General features: G+C 46.4%; 18 protein-coding genes, 1 pseudogene and 1 riboswitch. Of the genes and pseudogenes, 10 read left to right on the top strand and 9 right to left on the bottom strand.

Features of this window, described 5'->3' with window-relative positions; all coding sequences use genetic code 11:
- Window positions 1–405: 405 nt before the first annotated feature.
- Window positions 406–870, bottom strand: coding sequence for a hypothetical protein (locus BAMF_RS39860; RefSeq protein ID WP_013354184.1), 465 nt, complete (start codon window positions 868–870; stop codon window positions 406–408).
- Between the two features lie 22 nt (window positions 871–892).
- The gene (locus BAMF_RS39855) at window positions 893–1,378 is read right to left on the bottom strand and encodes a GyrI-like domain-containing protein (RefSeq protein ID WP_013354183.1); all 486 of its coding nucleotides are present in this window, start codon (window positions 1,376–1,378) and stop codon (window positions 893–895) included.
- A gap of 111 nt (window positions 1,379–1,489) precedes the next feature.
- Between BAMF_RS39855 and BAMF_RS39850 the strand changes: the two genes are divergently transcribed.
- The 3 genes from BAMF_RS39850 (at window position 1,490) to BAMF_RS39840 (ending at window position 5,594) form a co-directional block, all read left to right on the top strand.
- Window positions 1,490–2,452 (top strand): helix-turn-helix transcriptional regulator, encoded by a 963-nt coding sequence (locus BAMF_RS39850; RefSeq protein WP_013354182.1) that lies wholly within the window; start codon window positions 1,490–1,492, stop codon window positions 2,450–2,452.
- A 205-nt stretch (window positions 2,453–2,657) separates the two neighbouring features.
- Window positions 2,658–2,738: riboswitch (glycine riboswitch) on the top strand.
- Window positions 2,739–2,882: 144 nt separating this feature from the next.
- Window positions 2,883–4,235: an amino acid permease gene (locus tag BAMF_RS39845; RefSeq protein ID WP_013354181.1), complete on the top strand. Its 1,353-nt coding sequence runs from the start codon at window positions 2,883–2,885 to the stop codon at window positions 4,233–4,235.
- Between the two features lie 126 nt (window positions 4,236–4,361).
- A complete protein-coding gene (locus tag BAMF_RS39840) occupies window positions 4,362–5,594 on the top strand; it encodes an L-dopachrome tautomerase-related protein (protein WP_013354180.1) in 1,233 nt (410 codons plus the stop codon).
- A gap of 49 nt (window positions 5,595–5,643) precedes the next feature.
- Here the strand turns inward: BAMF_RS39840 and ahpF are convergent, their stop codons facing one another.
- Together ahpF and ahpC are read right to left on the bottom strand one after the other, a co-directional pair.
- Window positions 5,644–7,173: an alkyl hydroperoxide reductase subunit F gene (gene ahpF / locus BAMF_RS39835; protein WP_013354179.1), complete on the bottom strand. Its 1,530-nt coding sequence runs from the start codon at window positions 7,171–7,173 to the stop codon at window positions 5,644–5,646.
- 13 nt (window positions 7,174–7,186) lie between these two features.
- Window positions 7,187–7,750 (bottom strand): alkyl hydroperoxide reductase subunit C, encoded by a 564-nt coding sequence (gene ahpC, locus BAMF_RS39830; protein WP_013354178.1) that lies wholly within the window; start codon window positions 7,748–7,750, stop codon window positions 7,187–7,189.
- 299 nt (window positions 7,751–8,049) lie between these two features.
- Here ahpC and BAMF_RS39825 point away from each other — a divergent pair.
- A pseudogene (locus BAMF_RS39825) lies at window positions 8,050–8,741 on the top strand (VOC family protein).
- Between the two features lie 35 nt (window positions 8,742–8,776).
- Here BAMF_RS39825 and BAMF_RS39820 read toward each other — a convergent pair.
- From BAMF_RS39820 to BAMF_RS39810, 3 genes are all read right to left on the bottom strand, one after another.
- Complete coding sequence (locus tag BAMF_RS39820; protein ID WP_013354176.1) at window positions 8,777–9,232, bottom strand: RDD family protein; 456 nt, start codon at window positions 9,230–9,232, stop codon at window positions 8,777–8,779.
- Window positions 9,233–9,301: 69 nt separating this feature from the next.
- Complete coding sequence (locus BAMF_RS39815) at window positions 9,302–10,468, bottom strand: MFS transporter (RefSeq protein WP_013354175.1); 1,167 nt, start codon at window positions 10,466–10,468, stop codon at window positions 9,302–9,304.
- Between the two features lie 78 nt (window positions 10,469–10,546).
- Complete coding sequence (locus tag BAMF_RS39810) at window positions 10,547–10,858, bottom strand: ArsR/SmtB family transcription factor (protein ID WP_013354174.1); 312 nt, start codon at window positions 10,856–10,858, stop codon at window positions 10,547–10,549.
- Window positions 10,859–10,999: 141 nt separating this feature from the next.
- On the opposite strand from BAMF_RS39810, the gene BAMF_RS39805 reads away from it, so the two are divergent.
- Together BAMF_RS39805 and BAMF_RS39800 are read left to right on the top strand one after the other, a co-directional pair.
- Complete coding sequence (locus tag BAMF_RS39805; RefSeq protein ID WP_013354173.1) at window positions 11,000–11,419, top strand: DUF5391 family protein; 420 nt, start codon at window positions 11,000–11,002, stop codon at window positions 11,417–11,419.
- A 128-nt stretch (window positions 11,420–11,547) separates the two neighbouring features.
- A complete protein-coding gene (locus BAMF_RS39800; protein ID WP_088030705.1) occupies window positions 11,548–12,768 on the top strand; it encodes an outer membrane protein assembly factor BamB family protein in 1,221 nt (406 codons plus the stop codon).
- Between the two features lie 37 nt (window positions 12,769–12,805).
- On the opposite strand, the gene BAMF_RS39795 is transcribed toward BAMF_RS39800, so the two are convergent.
- Window positions 12,806–14,143: an aldehyde dehydrogenase family protein gene (locus tag BAMF_RS39795; protein WP_013354171.1), complete on the bottom strand. Its 1,338-nt coding sequence runs from the start codon at window positions 14,141–14,143 to the stop codon at window positions 12,806–12,808.
- A 141-nt stretch (window positions 14,144–14,284) separates the two neighbouring features.
- Between BAMF_RS39795 and BAMF_RS39790 the strand changes: the two genes are divergently transcribed.
- The 4 genes from BAMF_RS39790 (at window position 14,285) to BAMF_RS39775 (ending at window position 18,598) form a co-directional block, all read left to right on the top strand.
- A complete protein-coding gene (locus tag BAMF_RS39790; RefSeq protein WP_013354170.1) occupies window positions 14,285–15,442 on the top strand; it encodes a TetR/AcrR family transcriptional regulator in 1,158 nt (385 codons plus the stop codon).
- Window positions 15,443–15,697: 255 nt separating this feature from the next.
- Window positions 15,698–16,747, top strand: a complete 1,050-nt coding sequence (gene desA / locus BAMF_RS39785; RefSeq protein ID WP_013354169.1) for a Delta(5) desaturase DesA — start codon at window positions 15,698–15,700, stop codon at window positions 16,745–16,747.
- Window positions 16,748–16,865: 118 nt separating this feature from the next.
- Window positions 16,866–18,002 (top strand): sensor histidine kinase, encoded by a 1,137-nt coding sequence (locus BAMF_RS39780; protein WP_013354168.1) that lies wholly within the window; start codon window positions 16,866–16,868, stop codon window positions 18,000–18,002.
- Entirely contained in the window at window positions 17,999–18,598 is a 600-nt protein-coding gene (locus BAMF_RS39775) for a response regulator transcription factor (protein WP_013354167.1), read from the top strand. Before BAMF_RS39780 ends, BAMF_RS39775 begins: the two co-directional genes overlap by 4 nt.
- A 27-nt stretch (window positions 18,599–18,625) precedes the next feature.
- On the opposite strand, the gene BAMF_RS39770 is transcribed toward BAMF_RS39775, so the two are convergent.
- Window positions 18,626–19,447 (bottom strand): SDR family oxidoreductase, encoded by an 822-nt coding sequence (locus BAMF_RS39770; protein WP_013354166.1) that lies wholly within the window; start codon window positions 19,445–19,447, stop codon window positions 18,626–18,628.
- Window positions 19,448–19,484 lie beyond the last annotated feature (37 nt).

Genomic DNA, 19,484 nt, shown 5'->3' with positions numbered 1-19,484 from the left:
CATTAGACCTTATATGATAGTACCGCATAACGCCTTTTTGAGACAATCAAAACGAGGGCAAGAGGCGCCGAGATGAGCGGAGAGAAAGCTTAAGGCAGACCGCGGAGAAGGTTTCTTTAACATGAATCGGATATTTCCTTCTATCACAGGGTTGTCTCATTTTCCAGAAATGAGATGAATGAAACAGATAGTTTTCAAGGGCCTTGAAATGGCGGCATTGTCGCAGGCTATGATTGCTTTGAAGCAGATTCTGGAGAGACCGCGGAATTCGCCGTGCCGAAGCTGATAATTTCAGCCCAAGTTTAAGCGAAAAAAACAGCACCTTCTCATTTAATGGAGAGGTGCTGTTTTGTAATTTGAATGCCAGATGAACATTCGATGCATGAATAGTTGTTTTTGCGTACTTTAATATTCTCCTTTAATGACAAAAAACGAGCCCCGAATTGTTCCGGCTAATTTAGACTTTTGCCTGGCAAACTTAAACTTCCCTTCTAACTCCTTTGGCACTTCCATCCCCTCAGAAAGCTTAAAACCAACAGCACGCTTCTTAGGGTCATCAACCGTATACATGACGTTGACCTCAAGACCATCCTCATAAAAGACGTAGGCCATTTTGATATTTTCCACTTGGAAACGCGACGTTTCTAAAGGTTTGGCCGCAAACTCAATATCACGTTCTTCTTTCAAAATTCGGTTTACATACTCAAGGGTCTCGCAGGACTCGCCGGCTGGTACCACCGTAAATTCATGCTTGTATTTGTTCATTAAGTAACGGGCTTCATTAGCACGTAAACCAGCAAGCGCTTCTGCCACGGGTGAAGACTCTAAACCAACAGCAGACACATTTTTAAAATCAACAATATATGACAATTCCATCTCTCCTTTTATCTCTTTATTTCCTGACAACAGGAATCCACATTTCACCAAATACTAAACCGTTTCGCTGCCCCATCTCAACCGTTGCATTCGGCCCGCCGACATAGGCAAAATTCTTTGCTTCCGGCAAGACCTGACCAAAGGCAATGCCGGTAAGCTTATTGCTCAATTCATCGGCCGTCTTCCCTTCCCCTTTCACAACCAGATATTCCCCCTTAGGAAATTGGATGACTCTGGTTTCTCCGGTCACTGACGCCTCTTCCTCTGTCATCACGCCAGCATAATGCATCAACCTGTTGTTTACCGCTTCGTTCACGGCAAAAATATAGTCATTTGCGGCAATGGCTTTCAAGGTGTCAAGCCTTCCATCTTGTTTGACGGCTTCCCAAAAGTCAGCCTTTTCCTTGTTTATGCCGGCATAGTCTGTGTAATCGCTCTTAAGCTCAGTAACAATACCAAAAACGGTAAATCCGTCTTTTTCTTCCAGAGTATAATTTTCCATATTCAAAACCTTCCTCTTTTTAAAATAATCAAATGATTTTTGTCTTTTCAATTGATGCGTTTATAATAACCTTAAATCATGTCAAAAAATGATACTGTTTAGGAGGTCCCGATGAAAAAAGTTGAACGGATTAATATTATCATGCGGTATATCAACAACCGCGCCCACTTTACAATTTCTGAAATCATGCGGGAATTTGATATCTCTCGTTCGACAGCTATTAGAGATATCAGAGAAATTGAAGCCATGGGGATGCCGCTTGTTGCTGAAGTTGGAAGGAGCGGCGGTTATTTTGTCATGAACCACTCTGTCCTGCCCGCTGTTCGCTTTACCGATAATGAGATTAAAGCTCTTTTTATTGCGTTTATGGCCACAAGAAATCAACAGCTCCCTTATCTAAAGAGCCGTCAATCTTTAGCTGAAAAATTGCTGGGCCTTATCTCCGAAAGCCAGCAAGAGACCCTGGTTCTTTTAAATCAAATCTTGCTTTTTGAAGGGACAAACCCCCATAATCCCGACCTGCTTGAGCTCTCAGATCTCCCCCATCCCATGTTAGAAAAACTCATCCAGCTACTTCTTTCGGATAGCTATTTATGGATTACCATCAAAGAAGAGAAGGTAATAAAGTCTTATCCAATCTGCCTCTTGCACCCTTATCATGAAAAAGGCCTTTGGCTGATTGAAGGCTTTGATGTAAAGGATGAGAAGAGGAGGATTTTCCCTGCGGACAATCTTACCAATGTCAAACCATACTCTGCGAAAAAAAGAATAAGCAAGAAAAAGATTTTAGAGAAACTAAGCGAGCAGGAAGAAGTAATCAACCTTGTTCTTGAACTTGGTCCAAAGGCGATTGCCCAATTCAAAAAATATCATCCTTTAAAAATGTCAATTTCCTATACGAATCCTTATCAAACCACAGCCATTCTAGAGACTTATATCAATGTCAGTAATCCCGAAGAATTGACCGAAATAACAAATTGGCTGCTTTTCCTAGGTAAGGATATCAAGGTCAGGGAAGTACCGAAAGAAGTCTTAGAAGGTTTACAAGAGAGATTAAGCTTATTCTGTCCATAAGCAGTGCCTTTTAAACCCCGTTATTTTTCGAAAAGGAAAATATAGCCGCTAGGATAGGTGAGTTTAAGAATACTAGAGTTCACTGTAAGTAAGACCATTGACAAACCACTCGACTTCTATTAAAATAAAAAGTTAGCTGATAGGTATTTTCTATCAGAAACTCAATACGTAGCAGGCTATGATTGCTGTGGGTCGCACTACAGCAGGAGCGGCTTCTGGAGAGACCGCGGATTTTCCGCGGCGCCGAAGGGTTCACAATCTCAGGCAAAAGGACAGAAGAGTACCGAATATGTATTTGTCATGCTGTTGATTGTCAGCGGCGCAAATATAATTTGATATTCTTATGACCATGAGATTGGAGGGCATCCAATCTCTTTTTTTATTGGCTTTATTTTCTCGTCGTTCATAAAAAAGTAAGGAGGAGTCAGATGTGGAACAGCGAGAGCTAAAGAGGGACTTATCGAATCGGCATGTGCAGCTTATCGCCATTGGCGGCACGATCGGCACCGGATTGTTTTTAGGGTCCGGTAAGGCGATTCAGCTGGCGGGTCCTTCTATCATCTTTGCGTATTTTATTGTAGGTATTGCGCTTTTTTTCGTTATGCGGTCGCTGGGAGAACTGCTTTTATCTAAAGCGGGGTACCAGTCATTAACGGATATTGCCGAGGCGTATTTAGGGCCGCGGGCAGCGTTTGTCACCGGCTGGACCTATTGGTTTTGCTGGATTATGACGGCTATGGCGGATGTGATCGCCGTCGGTGTGTATGTGAAATATTGGTTTGATATTCCGCAGTGGATTCCTGCACTGATCTGTTTGCTCATTTTATTGGGGCTTAATCTGTTAACGGTCAAGATTTTTGGAGAATTGGAGTTTTGGTTCGCTTTAATTAAGGTGATCACGATCCTCGCGTTAATCGTCATCGGAGTGATTCTGCTGGTGATTGGGTTCAAAACGCATACTGGAACGGTTTCAGCAGCGAATCTGTGGGCGCACGGCGGCTTGTTTCCAAACGGATTTTCAGGCTTTTTGCTTTCGTTCCAGATGGTGATCTTCGCCTATGTCGGTGTGGAATTAGTCGGTGTGTCGGCAGCGGAAACATCAAATCCGAAAAAAAACATTCCGTCCGCGATCAATAAAATTCCTTTGCGGATTTTATTTTTCTACGTCGGGGCATTGATCATCCTCTTATGTATTAATCCTTGGACGCAGCTGAATGCGGCGGAAAGTCCTTTTGTGAAGACCTTCAGCTTAGTCGGCATTCCGCTGGCCGCGGGAATCATTAATTTCGTCGTATTAACGTCAGCCGCTTCGGCTTGTAACAGCGGAATGTTTTCAACAAGCCGGATTTTGTATAACTTAAGCAAAACGAAACAGGCGCCGGCAAGTTTCGAGAAGCTGAATAAAAATCATGTGCCGAGCCGCGCGTTATGGGTGTCGGTCATTGTCCTGTCAGCAGGGGCACTTTTAAGCAAATTGATTCCGGAAGAAGCCTTTGGCATCGTCACAACCATCAGCGCGATTTGTTTCATTTGGGTGTGGGGTGTGATTCTTGTCTGCCATATCAGATACAGAAAAACCAGGCCGGACTTACACGCGGCATCAACGTTCAAAGCGCCGTTTGCGCCGTTTATCAATTACGTTGTTCTGGCACTGTTTGCGGTCATTCTGGTTATTATGCTGTTTGCGGATGCGACGCGCCCGGCCTTATTGCTGACGCCGCTGTGGTTTATTGGATTATTTATTTTATATTGGATGAGAAAAAACAGGGCAAAAAGAACATGATGAGTCAAATTAAATCTCTTGAAAAAGACGGTGTACTGCATGCAGTATGCCGTCTTTATTTTTAATTAACCGTTTCCTTTTATAGGCATATATTTAATGTAGATATAGAACGAGAGGAATGGAGTCATGGAAAACAATTCGTACATGAATGGACAATCGCCATATCCCGCTGAGCCCTATCTATTAAGAGAATATGGGACGCAGCCGGGCAGAAGAGGACACTATGAAATGATATTTCATTGGAACCATTTAGATTGGGATTTTCCGAATGATGAGATGAAAAAAGAATTTTACAAAAAGGAATATTGGAAAAAGTGTATGCCGGCCGGCATTAAAATGGATCGGCAGGGGCATTATTATGTGTCGGTTCCCCGCTGGGCTCACGGTGTTCCGGCTACCTTGAACAAGATTGTGATAAAAGACGGGAAGCCGTTATTAGAGGCCTTTCCAAGCTGGGAGTGGAATCGGGCTGGAAACCCGGCTGTTCTTCAGTCCGTCTTGGGGTACGAGATTGATGAATACAATCGGATGTGGATTCTTGACCAAGGGAAAATTGCCTATGAAAGGTCACCGGAAGGCTCACAGAAGCTTGTGATCATTGATTTAGACCGCAATCAGCTGATCGATTCAATTCAGATTCCGAATGAGATTGCCAATTACCGTACGTCTTTCTTAAATGATGTTGTCGTTGACAATAAAAATGGGTTTGTCTATATCACGGATTCGGGTAATGGCTGGCCGGACCATCCGCTTGATGGGGGAATCATTGTGTTTAACATAAGAACAAGGACTTTCCGGCGCGTGCTTGACCGGCATTTCAGCACGCAGGACTTTCCGGGATTTCATTTTGAGATTGATAACCGGCCGGTGTTTACAAACAAGCCGGTAAAGATCGGAGCGGATGGAATCGCACTGTCCGGAGAACGGACGGTTCTTTACTATTGTCAGGTCACGGGACGGAATTTATATGCGATTGATACATCTCTCCTGCAGGATTTTCAAACGCCTCTGGAAGTGATTTCGAGGTCCGTTCGAGCGGTGGGAAGCAAGGGTACGACGACTGATGGTATGCATGCTGATCATCAGGGAAATGTTTTTTACACCATGCTTGAGGGGAAAGGCATTGGCGTTTACCAGCCAGAAGATAACAGCTTTCATCAGTTCGTCTCGGATGACAGAATGCTTTGGGTGGACGGAGTGGCTTTCGATCAAAAAGGGTCGATCATTTTTAACAGCAACCGGCTGCATCAAATGTTTGATGAGTCACGGCAGGATATTAACTGGTCCTATCCGTACAATTTGATCATATGGAAAGCGTTTGTCGGTCCTGATGTGAAGTCCTATTTATATGGGCTGTAACATAAAAAAGCGCCATACTGCCGTTTAAGCAGTATAGCGTCTTTGGGAACTAGTTCCGGATCAAATAATCAAATGCGCCTAAAGCGGCGGTTGCACCTGATCCCATTGAGATAATGATTTGGTTGTACGGGCCGTCTGTGCAGTCCCCTGCGGCGAATAGGCCGGGAACGCTTGTCGCGCCGCTCTTGTCGACGATGATTTCGCCGATGCGGTTGCGTTCGACAGTTTCGTCTAGCCATTCTGTGTTTGGCACGAGACCGATTTGGACGAATACACCTTGGAGTTCAACGTGTTTTTCTTCGCCTGTTTCACGGTCAATATACGTGATGCCGTTTACGTTTTGGTCGCCTGTGATTTCTTTTGTTTGTGCATTTTTGTGTACAGTCACGTTTGGCAGGCTGTAGAGACGTTTTTGCAGAACTTCGTCTGCTTTCAGTTCAGGCGCGAACTCCAGCACAGTCACGTGATTGACGATACCTGCAAGGTCAATCGCCGCTTCGATTCCGGAGTTTCCGCCGCCGATAACCGCTACGTCTTTGCCTTCAAACAATGGTCCGTCACAGTGCGGGCAGTAAGCGACACCTTTGTTTTTGAACTCTTGCTCACCAGGTACGTTGACATTGCGCCAGCGGGCACCTGTTGACAGGATCACTGTTTTACTTTTCAGGACAGCGCCGTTTTCGAGTTCAAGTTCGAAGAGGTCTTTTTTCTCAAGGCGTTTCGCGCGCTGCAGATTCATGACGTCAATATCATAATCTTTCACGTGCTCTTCAAGGCTTGCAGCGAGCTTCGGTCCTTCAGTCGCTTTGACACTGATGAAGTTTTCGATGCTCATGGTGTCGAGTACCTGACCGCCGAAGCGTTCAGCGACGACACCTGTGCGGATGCCTTTACGCGCCGTGTAGATGGCCGCGCTTGCGCCGGCCGGTCCGCCGCCGACAACAAGAACGTCAAACGGCTCTTTGTCAGCAAACTCAGATGCATCTGCGCCGCTGCCCAATTTCGCGAGAATCTCTTCGAGGGTCATACGGCCGCTGCCGAAAGATTCACCGTTTAAGAAAACAGTCGGAACAGCCATGATGTTTTTGCTTTCAACTTCTTCTTTGAATGCCGCGCCGTCAATCATTGTATGTGTGATATTCGGGTTAAGCACGCTCATCATGTTTAGTGCTTGGACGACATCAGGGCAGTTGTGGCACGTCAGGCTGATATAAGACTCAAAGCGGTATTCTCCGCTGATGTTCTTAATCTGGTCAATGACCTTTTGATCAACCTTAGGCGCTCTGCCGCTGACTTGAAGCAATGCGAGCACTAATGAAGTAAATTCGTGGCCGAGAGGAACACCGGCGAATGTAACGCCTGTGTCTTCTCCTGCACGATTAACGCTGAAGCTTGGTGTTCTGTATAATTCAGCTTGTTCAACTGAAATTTTAGATGACATGGAAGCCAGCTCGTCAACGAGAGCCAGCATGTCCTTAGACGTGTCATCGTCACCGGCGCTTACTTTGAGAACGATGTCGTTCTCAATTAGCTGCATATATTGATTTAATTGTGCTTTGATATTTGCATCAAGTACCAATTGAATGCACTCCTTAGATTTTACCTACCAGATCAAGGCTAGGTGTAAGTGTTTCGCCGCCTTCTTCCCATTTAGCCGGGCAGACTTCACCTGGGTTTTGACGAACGTATTGAGCTGCTTTTACTTTATTTACAAGGTTGCTTGCGTCACGGCCGATACCGCCTGCATTGATTTCAACTGTTTGGATGACGCCATCCGGATCGATGATGAATGTTCCGCGGTCAGCAAGTCCGCTTTCTTCGTCAAGAACGTCGAAGTTGCGAGAGATCGTTTGAGATGGGTCACCGATCATTGCGTAAGTGATTTTGCCGATTTTTTCAGAGCTGTCATGCCAGCCTTTGTGTACGAAGTGAGTATCTGTAGAAACAGAGTATACTTCAACACCTAATTCTTTCAGTGCAGCGTATTGTCCTTGAAGATCTTCAAGTTCAGTCGGGCATACGAAAGAGAAATCTGCTGGGTAGAAGCAGAAAACGCTCCATTGACCTTTCAAATCTTCGTTTGTTACATCGATGAATTCACCGTTTTTGAAAGCTTTTGCTTCGAATGGCAGTACTTCTTTTCCGATTAAAGACATAATATCTTCCTCCTGAAATGTGATTTGAAATATATTAAAAAGACAAAGCATTCACTTTATCTTTCAATAATAATTATAATTATATATAGATTATTAAATAACATTTATTTTTTGTCAAGCTATATGGGGTATTATTTTCTGCTTTTTTTGCTTTAGACGTTAAAAAACCCTAGGTATAAGCGGTTTAGCGCTGTTTTTCATGTTTAGCGCCGGGCGAAAGGGGGATTCTCAATTGGCTGAAACAAAATAGTGGGAATCAACCCCTCTATATGGCAGTATAAACCAAAGGGGGTATGGTCATGCAAATAAATAACATAACTTTGTACAGTTGTGCTCTGGAGGAGACGAAACACTTCTATGAACGGGTGTTTGGTTTTTCTTTAATTGAGGCGTCCGGTCCGGTGATTCATTTACAATCAAAGCCGGAGAAAGTGAATTGGAATTCAGGCGCACCGATTCTCAATCTCATCCGAATTATCATTTCGCGTTTAACATTCCGAACAATCGTTTTGATGAGGTGAAAGCGTGGATAAAGGATAAAGTCGTTTTTCAAACGGAAGATGGGGAGGGTGAGGTGTATTTCTCTCATATAAAGGCGCGTTCCTTTTATTTTAAAGATCCGTCCGGCAATCTGGCGGAATTCATCGCGAGAGAAACGTCGCCGGCAAGCGCGGAACGCTTTTCAATTGAGTCCGTTCTGAATATCGGCGAGGTGAATCTGACGGCTGCTGAAGTCGTATCCACCGGGAGAAAGCTGCAGCGTTTCGGTATTCCGGTGAGAGACCATTCGCCTCTTAGGGAAGACGGGTTTCATTTTATGGGGGATTATAATGATGGGGCGTTTTTGCTTTTAGGGCCGAACGGACGCCGCTGGATTTTTTCTGATCAGCATGCGGAGTTCCATCCGTTGTCTGTCATTGTGAACGGGACGATCCGCATTGAGGCTGACGGAAAAGGCGGCATTGACATCAGGCGGTCTCAGCCGTCATAAAAAGTCCGGGCTCAAAAGGCCCGGACTTAGGGATATTATTTATAGACAACGCGCGTGCTGCATATGATGTCGTGCAGCGTTTTTTTCTCACCGAAGGCGGCCATGATGAAACCGATATAAAGAATGAGCTTAGATATGATAGAAGCGAAAGCGCGTCCGAAGGCCTGGCCGATGGAAATCCGTCCGCCACCTTCATTGACGACCTTAAGGCCGAGCAATGCTTTTCCCAGTGTCCCCTGCATCTTTGAGGCTGTGAGCAGGCTGAAATATAAGATGCTGATCACAATAGAGATCAGAAGAATCGGGATGACACCGAATATCAGAAACGAAATGGTAAACTGATTTTCGGTCATCAAAGGGTCAGCTGCAGCAGCGCCTGCCGCAAATAAAAAAGTGCCTATAAATTGAATGATAAAAATCGGAATTCCTATGATGATCTGATCAATGACATAAGCCAGAAACCGAATCCAAAATCCTGCCGGTCTTTCCATGTATCTTTTTCTCTCCCTTGTCGTAATCTGGCATATTATACGTAAACATGCCGGATTTTGCAACAGAGCTCAAGCTTCTGCGAGCGGCCTCTTTCCCCATGCCAAGCGCCCCATGATCAGCCCGAAAGCCAGAAGGGAGAACATGATGCCGCACCACATCAGCTGATGAATCCCCAGATGTGAAATAAACCAGCCGCCCGCCTCGGTTCCGATGGTGATGCCGAGGTTGGAAAAGGAGACAAACAGGCTGTTGCCGAATTCAGGTGCCTCCTTTGCTTCCGCAGTGAGCCATGTCTGGCTGACAATGAGCCCGCCGGAATGAACGGCGCCCCATACGAAGACGAGCACAGCCATCGGTGCAAAAGACGTCCCAAACCCGTATATGAGCAAGTAGGCGGCCGTATAAAGAAGCGGAAACACGATGACGGTCTTTTTCATATTTTTGTATAACAAAGCGCCGAAGACGAAATTCCCGGCTATCATAATCACCCCGAACGTCATCAGCATAAAGCTGACCCATGTGCCGTCCATATGGGACACCCGCCCGAGGTATTCCGCGAAATAGCTGTAGACAGAAAACATGGCCGCAAACAGACAGATGACGGCAGTGATATTGAGCCACAAAGCCGGTTTGCGAAGGATGCCGAGCTGGCTTCTGAAAGACATTTTTTCTGTGACCGGCATGGATGGCAAAAAGAGAAGAATGCCCATAAAAGCGATGATACTGACGATAGCGCCGAATAGGAAGGCCGATTCAAGGGAGAGACGCTCCGCCAGATAAGACGTGAAAGGCACGCCGAACGCAAACCCGGCGGTGATGCCTGAAAAAACTTTCGTTACGGCTTTTCCGGATTGGCCGGCGGGGACAAGACGGGCCGCAGCAGCAAGCGCTACAGAAAAGAACACCGGGTGGCATAAAGCGGGAATGATCCGAAACGCAAGCATGACACTGAAATGCGCCGTATACGCATAGACCGCATTTGAAACGGCAAACATCAGCACAGCCAAAAGCAGAATGAATTTCCGGTTTATGCCTGAAGCAAGCAAGGTCAAAAACGGCCCCGACACAGCGACGATGAACGCGAAGATACTGACGAGCCATCCCGCCTTTGAAGCGGTGATGTGAAATCTGTCGGCCACTTGCGGAAGAACACCGATAATGCCCATTTCGGTCGTGATAATGCCGAAAACCCCTAATGCCAAAAATAGAATGAAGATGGAACTGCTTTTTTTCATTGTTATGTATGCCTCCTTTTGTAACTACATATACAGAAAAATAGATATGTTAAGGTAAAAAAAGCCCTCCTTTCATCGTTATAGCTGGTGCTGAACATAGTCAGCAAAGGCTTTAATTTGTTTTTCATTCCTTCTGTAATAAGTCCATTTTCCGATTCGTTCAGATTCCAGCAGGCCGGCTTTTTGCATGGTCAGCAGGTAGCTGGAGATGACGGACTGCGCAAGCTCTGATTTCGCCTGAATATCACCGACGCAAATTCCGGTGCGGAAACTGAGGCCCTGCTCAAGATAAGGCTTTTCATCAAAATGGTCCTCCGGGTGTTTGAGCCATGTCATAATGTCACTTCGTGTTTTGTTAGATAACGCTTTATGAATCAATATCGGTTCCATAACGTTTATTATATCTATTTTTCTGGATTTGTAAATTCGTTTTTAATAAAACATTCTCAAATTAAGTAAAAATCGTGTTAACATATAACATATTATTAAAATAACGGTAAAAAGCCGGGTTATTGTCAGGAGGATATTCACATGAATCAAAAGAAGAAAGGTGCGGTTGCGGTGACACTGCTTTCCGCTCTGGTGTTTTGTTTATTGCCGGTCGTCGGCTCGCTTTCTCCGTTTGCAGAAACGGGGCCGAACGCGAATCGCTTTAACTCCTTAGGGATGTGGGCCGCCGTCGGTCAGATCCTTTTTATATATGCGGTCCCGCTCGTTATGTATATTCTCGGTGTTCGTGTCATGAAAATCATCATGGCCGTTTTTTGCGGAATCGGGCTCATCATTTGTGCGGCTGTCTTTTTGGTGACGCTATTGGTTATAACTTCTTCGGAACAGGAGCTGTCTCTTTATTACGGTCTTCTCGTTTGGTCAGGAGCGGCTTTTATCGTCAATGTGATGTGGTACATTATCGCGTTTCGCCCATCTCCAAAGCATCAGCAGGCTATGTGACAGTTGTTCTATAATTTACCGAAAATACAAATTTTTAATAGGGTGATTATGGTATGATCATGGCGTATAGCAGTTTTTGATAGAAAAGGGAGGAACTGCCATTGAAAAAAAGGACAGCTTCATTTCGAATGAAAACATTGGCGGCCGGCGCTGCGGTTGCTGCGGCTTTATCTGTGGGAGCGGTTTCTGATCTGCCGGCGGGAAAATGGCTGCATCCGGCCGCTGCTCAAGCTGCGGAAACGGTATTTAAACAAAATCACGCGGCATCCGGTTTCTTGACGGGACGGTATGACGCGCAGGCCATGTCTCCGACGATGTTCAACTGGTCAAGGGAAAGCCGGTTTACAAGCAATGCCGACGGCGCATTAAAATGGGAAAAAAATGTACCGGCCAATCCTCAAAACGGTGCGGGAGCCGCGGTTGACGGGGACGGTACCGTGTTTATTCAATCAAAAGACGGGAAGCTGACGGCGTATCATCCGGACGGTACTGTGAAATGGGTGACGGAAAACCTTGGGACAACCTATACGCTGACCCCGGTGCTCGGAACAAACGGTGTCATTTATCTTCCGTCCCATGATAAAAAACTGTATTTCATCGACAAAGAAACCGGAAACATTTTAACATCAGTTCCGCTGAGCGGAGCGCCGAGTTCCGATGCGGCTATCGGCTCTGACGGCACGCTGTATGTGTCGACGCTGGATAACTATATCTATGCGATTAAACCGACGTCTCCTTCGACATGGACGGAAAAGTGGAAATTTAAAACAAACGGTGTGGTCGGCTCCGCTCCCGTGTTAGCGTCAAACGGCACTTTGTATATGGCAACGTACAATAATATCTTTTACGCGATCAATTCAGGAACGGGCCAAGTGAAATGGTCAAAAACGACATCCAACGGGTTTAAAGGATATCCGGTTATTGATAAAGACGGCACCGTTTACGCCGGAAACCAAGACGGCAACCTATATGCCTATACGTCAACGGGTGCTGTAAAATGGACGTTCCCGTTAAACGGTTTCTCCAGCTCTTCATTAGCGATTGACCATAACGGCAATGTGTATATCGGTTCTGGAAGCGGCGAGCTGTTTTCGATCAGCAAAACCGGAAACATGAACTGGTCTTTCTATACGGACGGGCCTGTGAGAACGGCTCCGCTGATTGATGCAGACGGCAATGTGTACTTCGGCTCTGACGATAAAAACGTCTATGCGGTTGATGCTGACGGTAATGAAAAATGGCGCTATCAAACGGACAGCAACGTCATTTCCTCCCCGGTTCTGGCTGAAGACGGCACACTTTACGCCGGCACTTATACGAAACTGCTCGCATTCGGAACAAAAAAATAATAAAAAAGAATCCGCGTCATCTGCGCGGATTCTTTTTTTATTTAGAGGCTTGAATAAATACGCCTTTTTCATGAGAGAATTCTTTAAAGCCGTATACACCGTGATATGAACCGATCCCGCTCGTATTGATGCCGCCGAACGGAAGGTTGACGTCTGTGAAATGAACGACGACATCATTGATAGAAGCGTTGCCGGATGTCGTATGCTGAAGCACATAATCGATTAGCTCCTGATTATGGCTGAATACGTATAAGGCAAGCGGCTTGTCCCGGTCAGTGATGTAATCAACGGCTTCACTGATATCTTCGTAATTCATAATCGGCAGAATCGGTGCGAAAATTTCCTCCTGCATGATCTTCATATCAGGAGTGACGTTTGTCAGCACAGTCGGAGAAATCGTGCGGTCATGCGCATCAAATACGCCGCCGAACGCCGTTTTCGCCCCTTTTTCAATGGCATCATCATATAGGGCTTTGACACGGTTAAAGTTGCGGTCATTGACAATCTGCGTGAATTTAGTGCGGTCAACCGTATGATCATCCTCCATAAAACCTGCATTGACAATGGTTTGCAGGAGATCTGTAAAGGTATCCTGTACATCTTCCTTCATAAGGAGATAGTCAGGAGCGATACATGTCTGCCCCGCATTGACAAATTTGCCGACGGCGATTTTTTTCGCCGCGTCCATCAAATCATATTCGCTGTCAATAATCGTCGGACTTTTTCCGCCAAGCTCAAGCGTGACGGACGACAAGTGCTTCGCCGCTGCCGTCATGACGATTTTACCGACATTCGTGCTTCCGGTGAAGAAAATATGGTCAAACGGCTGGTCGAGCAGTTCTGTCGCTACATCGACCTCACCTTCAAAAATGGCGACTTCTTCTTCGTGAAATGCCTCGCGAATGACTGTTGCGGCGATATGGCTCGTCTCCATCGTAAAATCGGACAGCTTCACAATCGCGCTGTTGCCGGCCGCAATGGCAGCGGCAAGCGGAGCCATCGTCAGCATAAACGGATAATTCCATGGGCCGAGAATGAGGGTGACGCCTTTTGGCTCGTACATTAATACGCCGTCAGCGTCCGGACTGACGGATGAGCCGACGCGTTTCGGCGCCATCCAGGTGTCGAGATTGTTCATGTTATCTTTAATCGCCTTGATCGTTCCCTGCGTTTCCGCTCTTTTCACCTCGTGATAAGGCTTGCGCACGTCCCGTCTGATCGCCTCGATGATTTCTTCTTCATGAGCGGTGACGGCATCTAAAAAGCGCTGAAGCTTTTCTCTGCGCTGCTCGGCTGTTGAAGCACGCAGCGTTTTCTGATTTTTTTTCTGAAGCTCAAAGACGCGTTTGATGTCTGCTTTTATATGCTGATCCATCGGTCTTCCTCCTCTGGTTGCTTTTTTATTTCTTCAGGGCCTATTATAGTGTGATATGTTTTTGCGGCAAAGACAGCGTAAACACATCTATACGTTACCGTACAAATTGCGGTGATCTGTCTAATGGAAGGAGTGTCTCTTATGCCGGATTCTGTGACAACTGATATCAAACAAGCGCTTCTGGCTATGCTTGGAGAGCGGGATATCCGCCGTGTGACCATGAAGGACATCGCCGAGCGGGCGCACGTGAGCCGGGGGACATTGTACCTTTATTACGAGGATAAATATGCAATTTTGGAAGATATGGCGGAAGAAATGAAAGACGGCCTGAGCGAAGCGCTTTATCATTCGCTGAAGCATAAAGATGTGCTTCATTTAAATGGCGGATGGCAAAAAGTGCATCCGACCCTGTCTTTTGTTGACCGGCATCGGGTGTTTTTCCAAACGATGATGGATCGTCATAAAATGCCGTATTTTCACTTTCATGCTTTTTTTAAAGATGTGTTCCGGCATGATGTGCTTCTGTCACCGGTCAATGCGGATTTCTCACCGACTGAACAGGATATGTACATTCATTACCGCGCTTTATACACGTATGCTATTGTTCTGTACTGGCTGAATGAGGATCAGGCGGCATCCCCGGAAGCGATCAGCGGGCAGGTGTGGGATTTGATTTCTCAAAAACGGTTTTACTGGCTGTTCGGCCGCCGGGTGTCAGAGCAAGAAGAAAAAAAGCCCGCCGACCGCCGGGTGATCCGAACGAGACAGGCCTTGCAAGAAGCTATGATCGGCTTAATGGCGGAAAAAAAAGATTACGCGGCGATTACGATTTCCGATATTGCCCGTCAAAGCAATCTCCGCCGTGCCACTTTTTATGACCATTACGCCAACAAAGAAGGATTGCTGAAAACGATCATCCATCAATCATGCCGGGATTTGATCGGATTATTGACGGTAAAAGGAGAGCCTGCCGATTGCTCTATGGAAGAAGCGGAAGCGGCGCTCGTCCGTCTTTTTTCCGCACTGTCGGAAGGCATGCCGCTCGTCCATTTTCTGAGAGAGGGTTCCGGAGTGCCTGACGTCATCCCGGAGATCTTCAGAGCACTGCAATCGTTTTATCTTCATCAGCCTCTGCATATTCAGGCGGGCAAAAAGCTATACGCATACTATGTCGCATCCATGCTCGTCGGCCTGATTCAATACCGTCTTCATGAAGGAAAAGACCACGCGCCGGACGTGCTGGCCCGGGAATTTCTGCAGTTTTTGGATGTGAAGAAGTACCGTGTGATTTTGCTGTGAATAGGATGAAAAAAAGAACTCCCGAAACAGGCGGAGTTCTTTTTTACGGTTTTCTTGGATAAGAAATCGTCTTTTCTTTATCAGTCTAGTTTTAATCCCTTGCAAAAAAAGTAACCGCTCTATATGACGTCTGATCAGCATTCTGCCGCCAAACATGACAAATGTCATATTCGGGGCATGATGCCTGCTACTACAAGCTCGTCGAGCGCCTCGGTATACTTGGAATCATAATGAAAAAGAAGGGAAATGACATGTATGACCAATCACACCGCAACTCAAAAACAAGCATCTTTGAAAAAGCAGGTTGCTGCATTTTCCGGTGCCGATACAAAGCATAGTGTCATTCAGCTTTTCAATACGTTTGTGCCGTTCTTTGGCCTTTGGTTTCTTGCTTACTTCAGCCTCAATGTCTCCTATCTCCTGACCCTCGCCTTTACTGTTATTGCAGCGGGCTTTTTGACAAGAATATTTATCATTTTCCACGACTGCTGCCATCAATCCTTTTTCAAACAAAAGCGGCTGAACCGGCTGTTCGGGTTCATTTCAGGTGTGCTGACACTATTTCCGTACCTTCAATGGCAGCGCAGCCACTCCATTCATCATGCGACAAGCAGCAATTTAGATAAACGGGGCACCGGCGATATTTGGATGATGACTGTCAAAGAATATAACGAAGCGTCAGCCTGGACAAAAGTACGCTACAGACTTTATCGCAATCCGTTTATTATGTTTATTCTCGGGCCGATTTACGTATTTCTTATTCAAAACCGTTTCAATGTAAAAGGCGCCCGCCGCAAGGAGCGCTGGAACACGTATTTCACGAACGCGGCTATTGTCATATTGGCTGCCGCAGCGTGCCTGCTTGTCGGGTGGGAAAACTTTTTGCTTGTTCAAGGTCCGATTTTCCTTATTTCGGGGTCAATCGGCGTCTGGCTCTTTTATGTACAGCATACGTTTGAAGACTCTTATTTTGAAGCCGATGAGCATTGGAACTATGTGCAGGCCGCTGTAGAAGGAAGCTCCTTTTACAAGCTGCCGAAGCTTTTGCAATGGCTGACAGGCAATATCGGCTACCATCATGTCCACCATCTAAGCCCAAAGGTGCCGAATTACAAGCTGGAAGCGGCTCATGAGGGGCATGAACCTTTAAAAAATGTACCGACCATTACGCTTAAAACAAGTCTTGAATCCATGAAATTTCGTCTGTGGGATGAGGACGAAAAGCAGTTTGTCACGTTTCGGGAGGCGCGGAAAACACCGCCGCCCCGGCAGGCGCCGGAAAAACCTTTAAAGAAAAATGCCTGATATGGCACGCGGCTCTTTCTCTTATTAGAAAGGGCCGTCGCTTTATGAGTGAGGATGCAATGAAGGCGTTGTTTTGGTAAAGTGATGGTAGACATAAGCAGCAGAAGGTGGCACAAGGATGAAGAAGTATTTTAAATTTCAAAAACTGAGCGGGATTTCTCCTTATATATGGACGATTTTTTTCATTCTGCCTTTTTACTTTATTTTTAAAAGCTCTTCTACCTTTGTGATGGTTGCCGGCGTCATTTTCACCCTTGTTTTCTTCGGCGCATATCGCTTCGCATTTGTTGCAAAAGGCTGGCCGCTTTATTTATGGGCGTTTCTTCTGATCGGTATTTCGACCGGCTCAGTCATGCTGTTCAGTTATATTTATTTTGCCTTCTTTATTGCCTACTTCATCGGCCATATCCGAGAGAAAGTTCCTTTTTACATCTTATATTACATTCATATCATCAGTGCGGCGATTGCCGTCAACTTCAGCCTTGTTCTGAAAAAAGGGTGGTTTCTGACTCAAATTCCGTTTATCGTCATTACACTGATCAGTGCCATCTTGCTCCCGCTCAGCATTCGAAGCAGGAAGGAACGAGAACGCCTTGAAGAGAAATTAGAATATGCAAATGAACGGATCGCGGATCTTGTGAAGCTGGAAGAAAGGCAGCGCATCGCCCGAGACCTCCACGATACACTTGGACAAAAGCTCTCCTTAATCGGACTAAAAAGCGATCTTGCCCGAAAGCTGATATACAAGGATCCTGAACAGGCCCGCGCTGAGCTGAAAAGCGTTCAGCAGACGGCCCGCACCTCCTTAAATGAGGTCAGACAAATTGTCTCGTCGATGAAAGGCATCCGATTGAAGGATGAGCTCGGCAATGTTCGGCAAATACTTGAAGCAGCGGGAATTGACTTTGTGTACGAAGAAAAAGAAGCGCCAAAAAATATTTCCCTGCTGAACGAAAATATCGTCAGCATGTGTATTAAAGAAGCTGTCACCAATGTCGTGAAACACAGCGGCGCTAAATTTTGCCGCATCACCATTCAGCAGCTTTCGAAAGAGGTTGTCATTACGGTAGAAGACGACGGCAGCTTCCAATGCAGAGAAGACCGCTTTTTTTCAAAGGGGCACGGCCTGCTTGGAATGAGAGAACGGCTTGAATTCGCGAATGGCAGTTTAGCCATCGATACAGCTGCCGGAACAAAGCTGACCATGAGAATCCCGAATGATTCAAAATCAAAAGAAAAGGATGGTGGCAGATGATCAACATCTTCATTGCCGAGGATCAGCAAATGCTGCTCGGCGCACTCGGTTCGCTGTTGAATTTAGAAGAGGATATGACGGTTGTCGGCAAAGGCACAAGCGGCCAGGATGCCATCGATTTCGTGGAAAAACATGCTCCTGACATCTGTCTGATGGATATTGAAATGCCCGGGGTATCAGGTCTTGAGGCGGCGGAAAAGCTCAAGGACAGTGATGTGAAAATCATCATTTTAACGACCTTTGCCCGCTCCGGCTATTTTCAGCGGGCGCTAAAAGCAGGCGTTAGCGGTTACATGCTCAAGGACAGCCCAAGCGAGGAGCTCGTCAGCGCCATCCGCAGCGTCATGAAAGGAAGACGCGTCTACGCACCTGAATTAATGGAGGACATCTATGGTGAAGAAAACCCGCTGACCGAACGGGAAAAAGCGGTGCTTGAGCTCGTCGCAGACGGAAAAAACACAAAAGAAATCGCAAACGCCCTCAGCATCAAAAGCGGCACAGTCCGCAATTATGTTTCGATGATCCTGGATAAATTAGAAGTAAAAAATCGAATTGAAGCAATAACCCGATCAAAGGAAAAGGGCTGGTTTAAGTAACCAGCCCTCAGCTTGTTCTTCCACTCGTCACTCCGTCTCTTCCTTCCACTTCTTATCAATCAGCATTTTTCCCGGCCAAGTGTATGCCATGATGCCGCCGTCAGCGGTGATGTCTTCTCCCGTGACGTACGAGCTGTCGTCTGAAGCAAGGAAAAGTGCGACGGCCGCCATTTCTTCCGGTTTTCCGAGCCGGCCGAGCGGTGTGATCCATTTGTTGGCTTCACGGAAAGCCTCACCCATTTCGTCTTCTTTAGTGCCTGCCAGTTTATCAATGAGCGGTGTTTCAATCGTGCCCGGCGATAAGGAATTGACGCGGATGCCGCTTCTGGCGTAATCAATGGCCATCGCTTTTGTCAGGTTCGTGATACCGCCTTTTGCGGCGTTATAGCCTGAACGGTCAAGGTCTGCGGCCCGGCCGGACATGGAGGAGGTGTTGATGATGGAGCCTCCTTTTTCAAGCATGAGCGGAATCAGATATTTGCTGCAAAGAAATGTGCCGCGCAGATCGACGGCGATGATCCGGTCAAACAGCTCGACCGGGTACTCATGGACTTTGCCGCCCTCTTGGTCAACACCGGCATTGTTAAAAAGAATATCAATTGTTCCGTACTTCTGCTGAATACCGTCTGCAAAAGACTTTACGTTTTCTTCGTCTGATACATCAAGGTGAAAAGCCTCTGCTTCTCCGCCGTTTTTTGTGATGGCGCGGACGGTTTCATTCAGCTCGCTTTCATTGATGTCACCGCAGATCACGCGGGCGCCTTCATCGGCGAAAACCCGTGCCGTCGCCTGCCCGATGCCTGTTGCGGCTCCTGTGATGATTGCGGTTTTTCCGGATAATCTTCCCATGCTGCATTCTCTTTTTTTCTTTGACTTTTTCCCGTTA

The sequence above is a fragment of the Bacillus amyloliquefaciens DSM 7 = ATCC 23350 genome, assembly GCF_000196735.1.
GTDB lineage: Bacteria > Bacillota > Bacilli > Bacillales > Bacillaceae > Bacillus > Bacillus amyloliquefaciens.
Note: the sequence above shows the minus strand (reverse complement) of the source record. Positions and strands in the feature narration are given on the sequence as shown.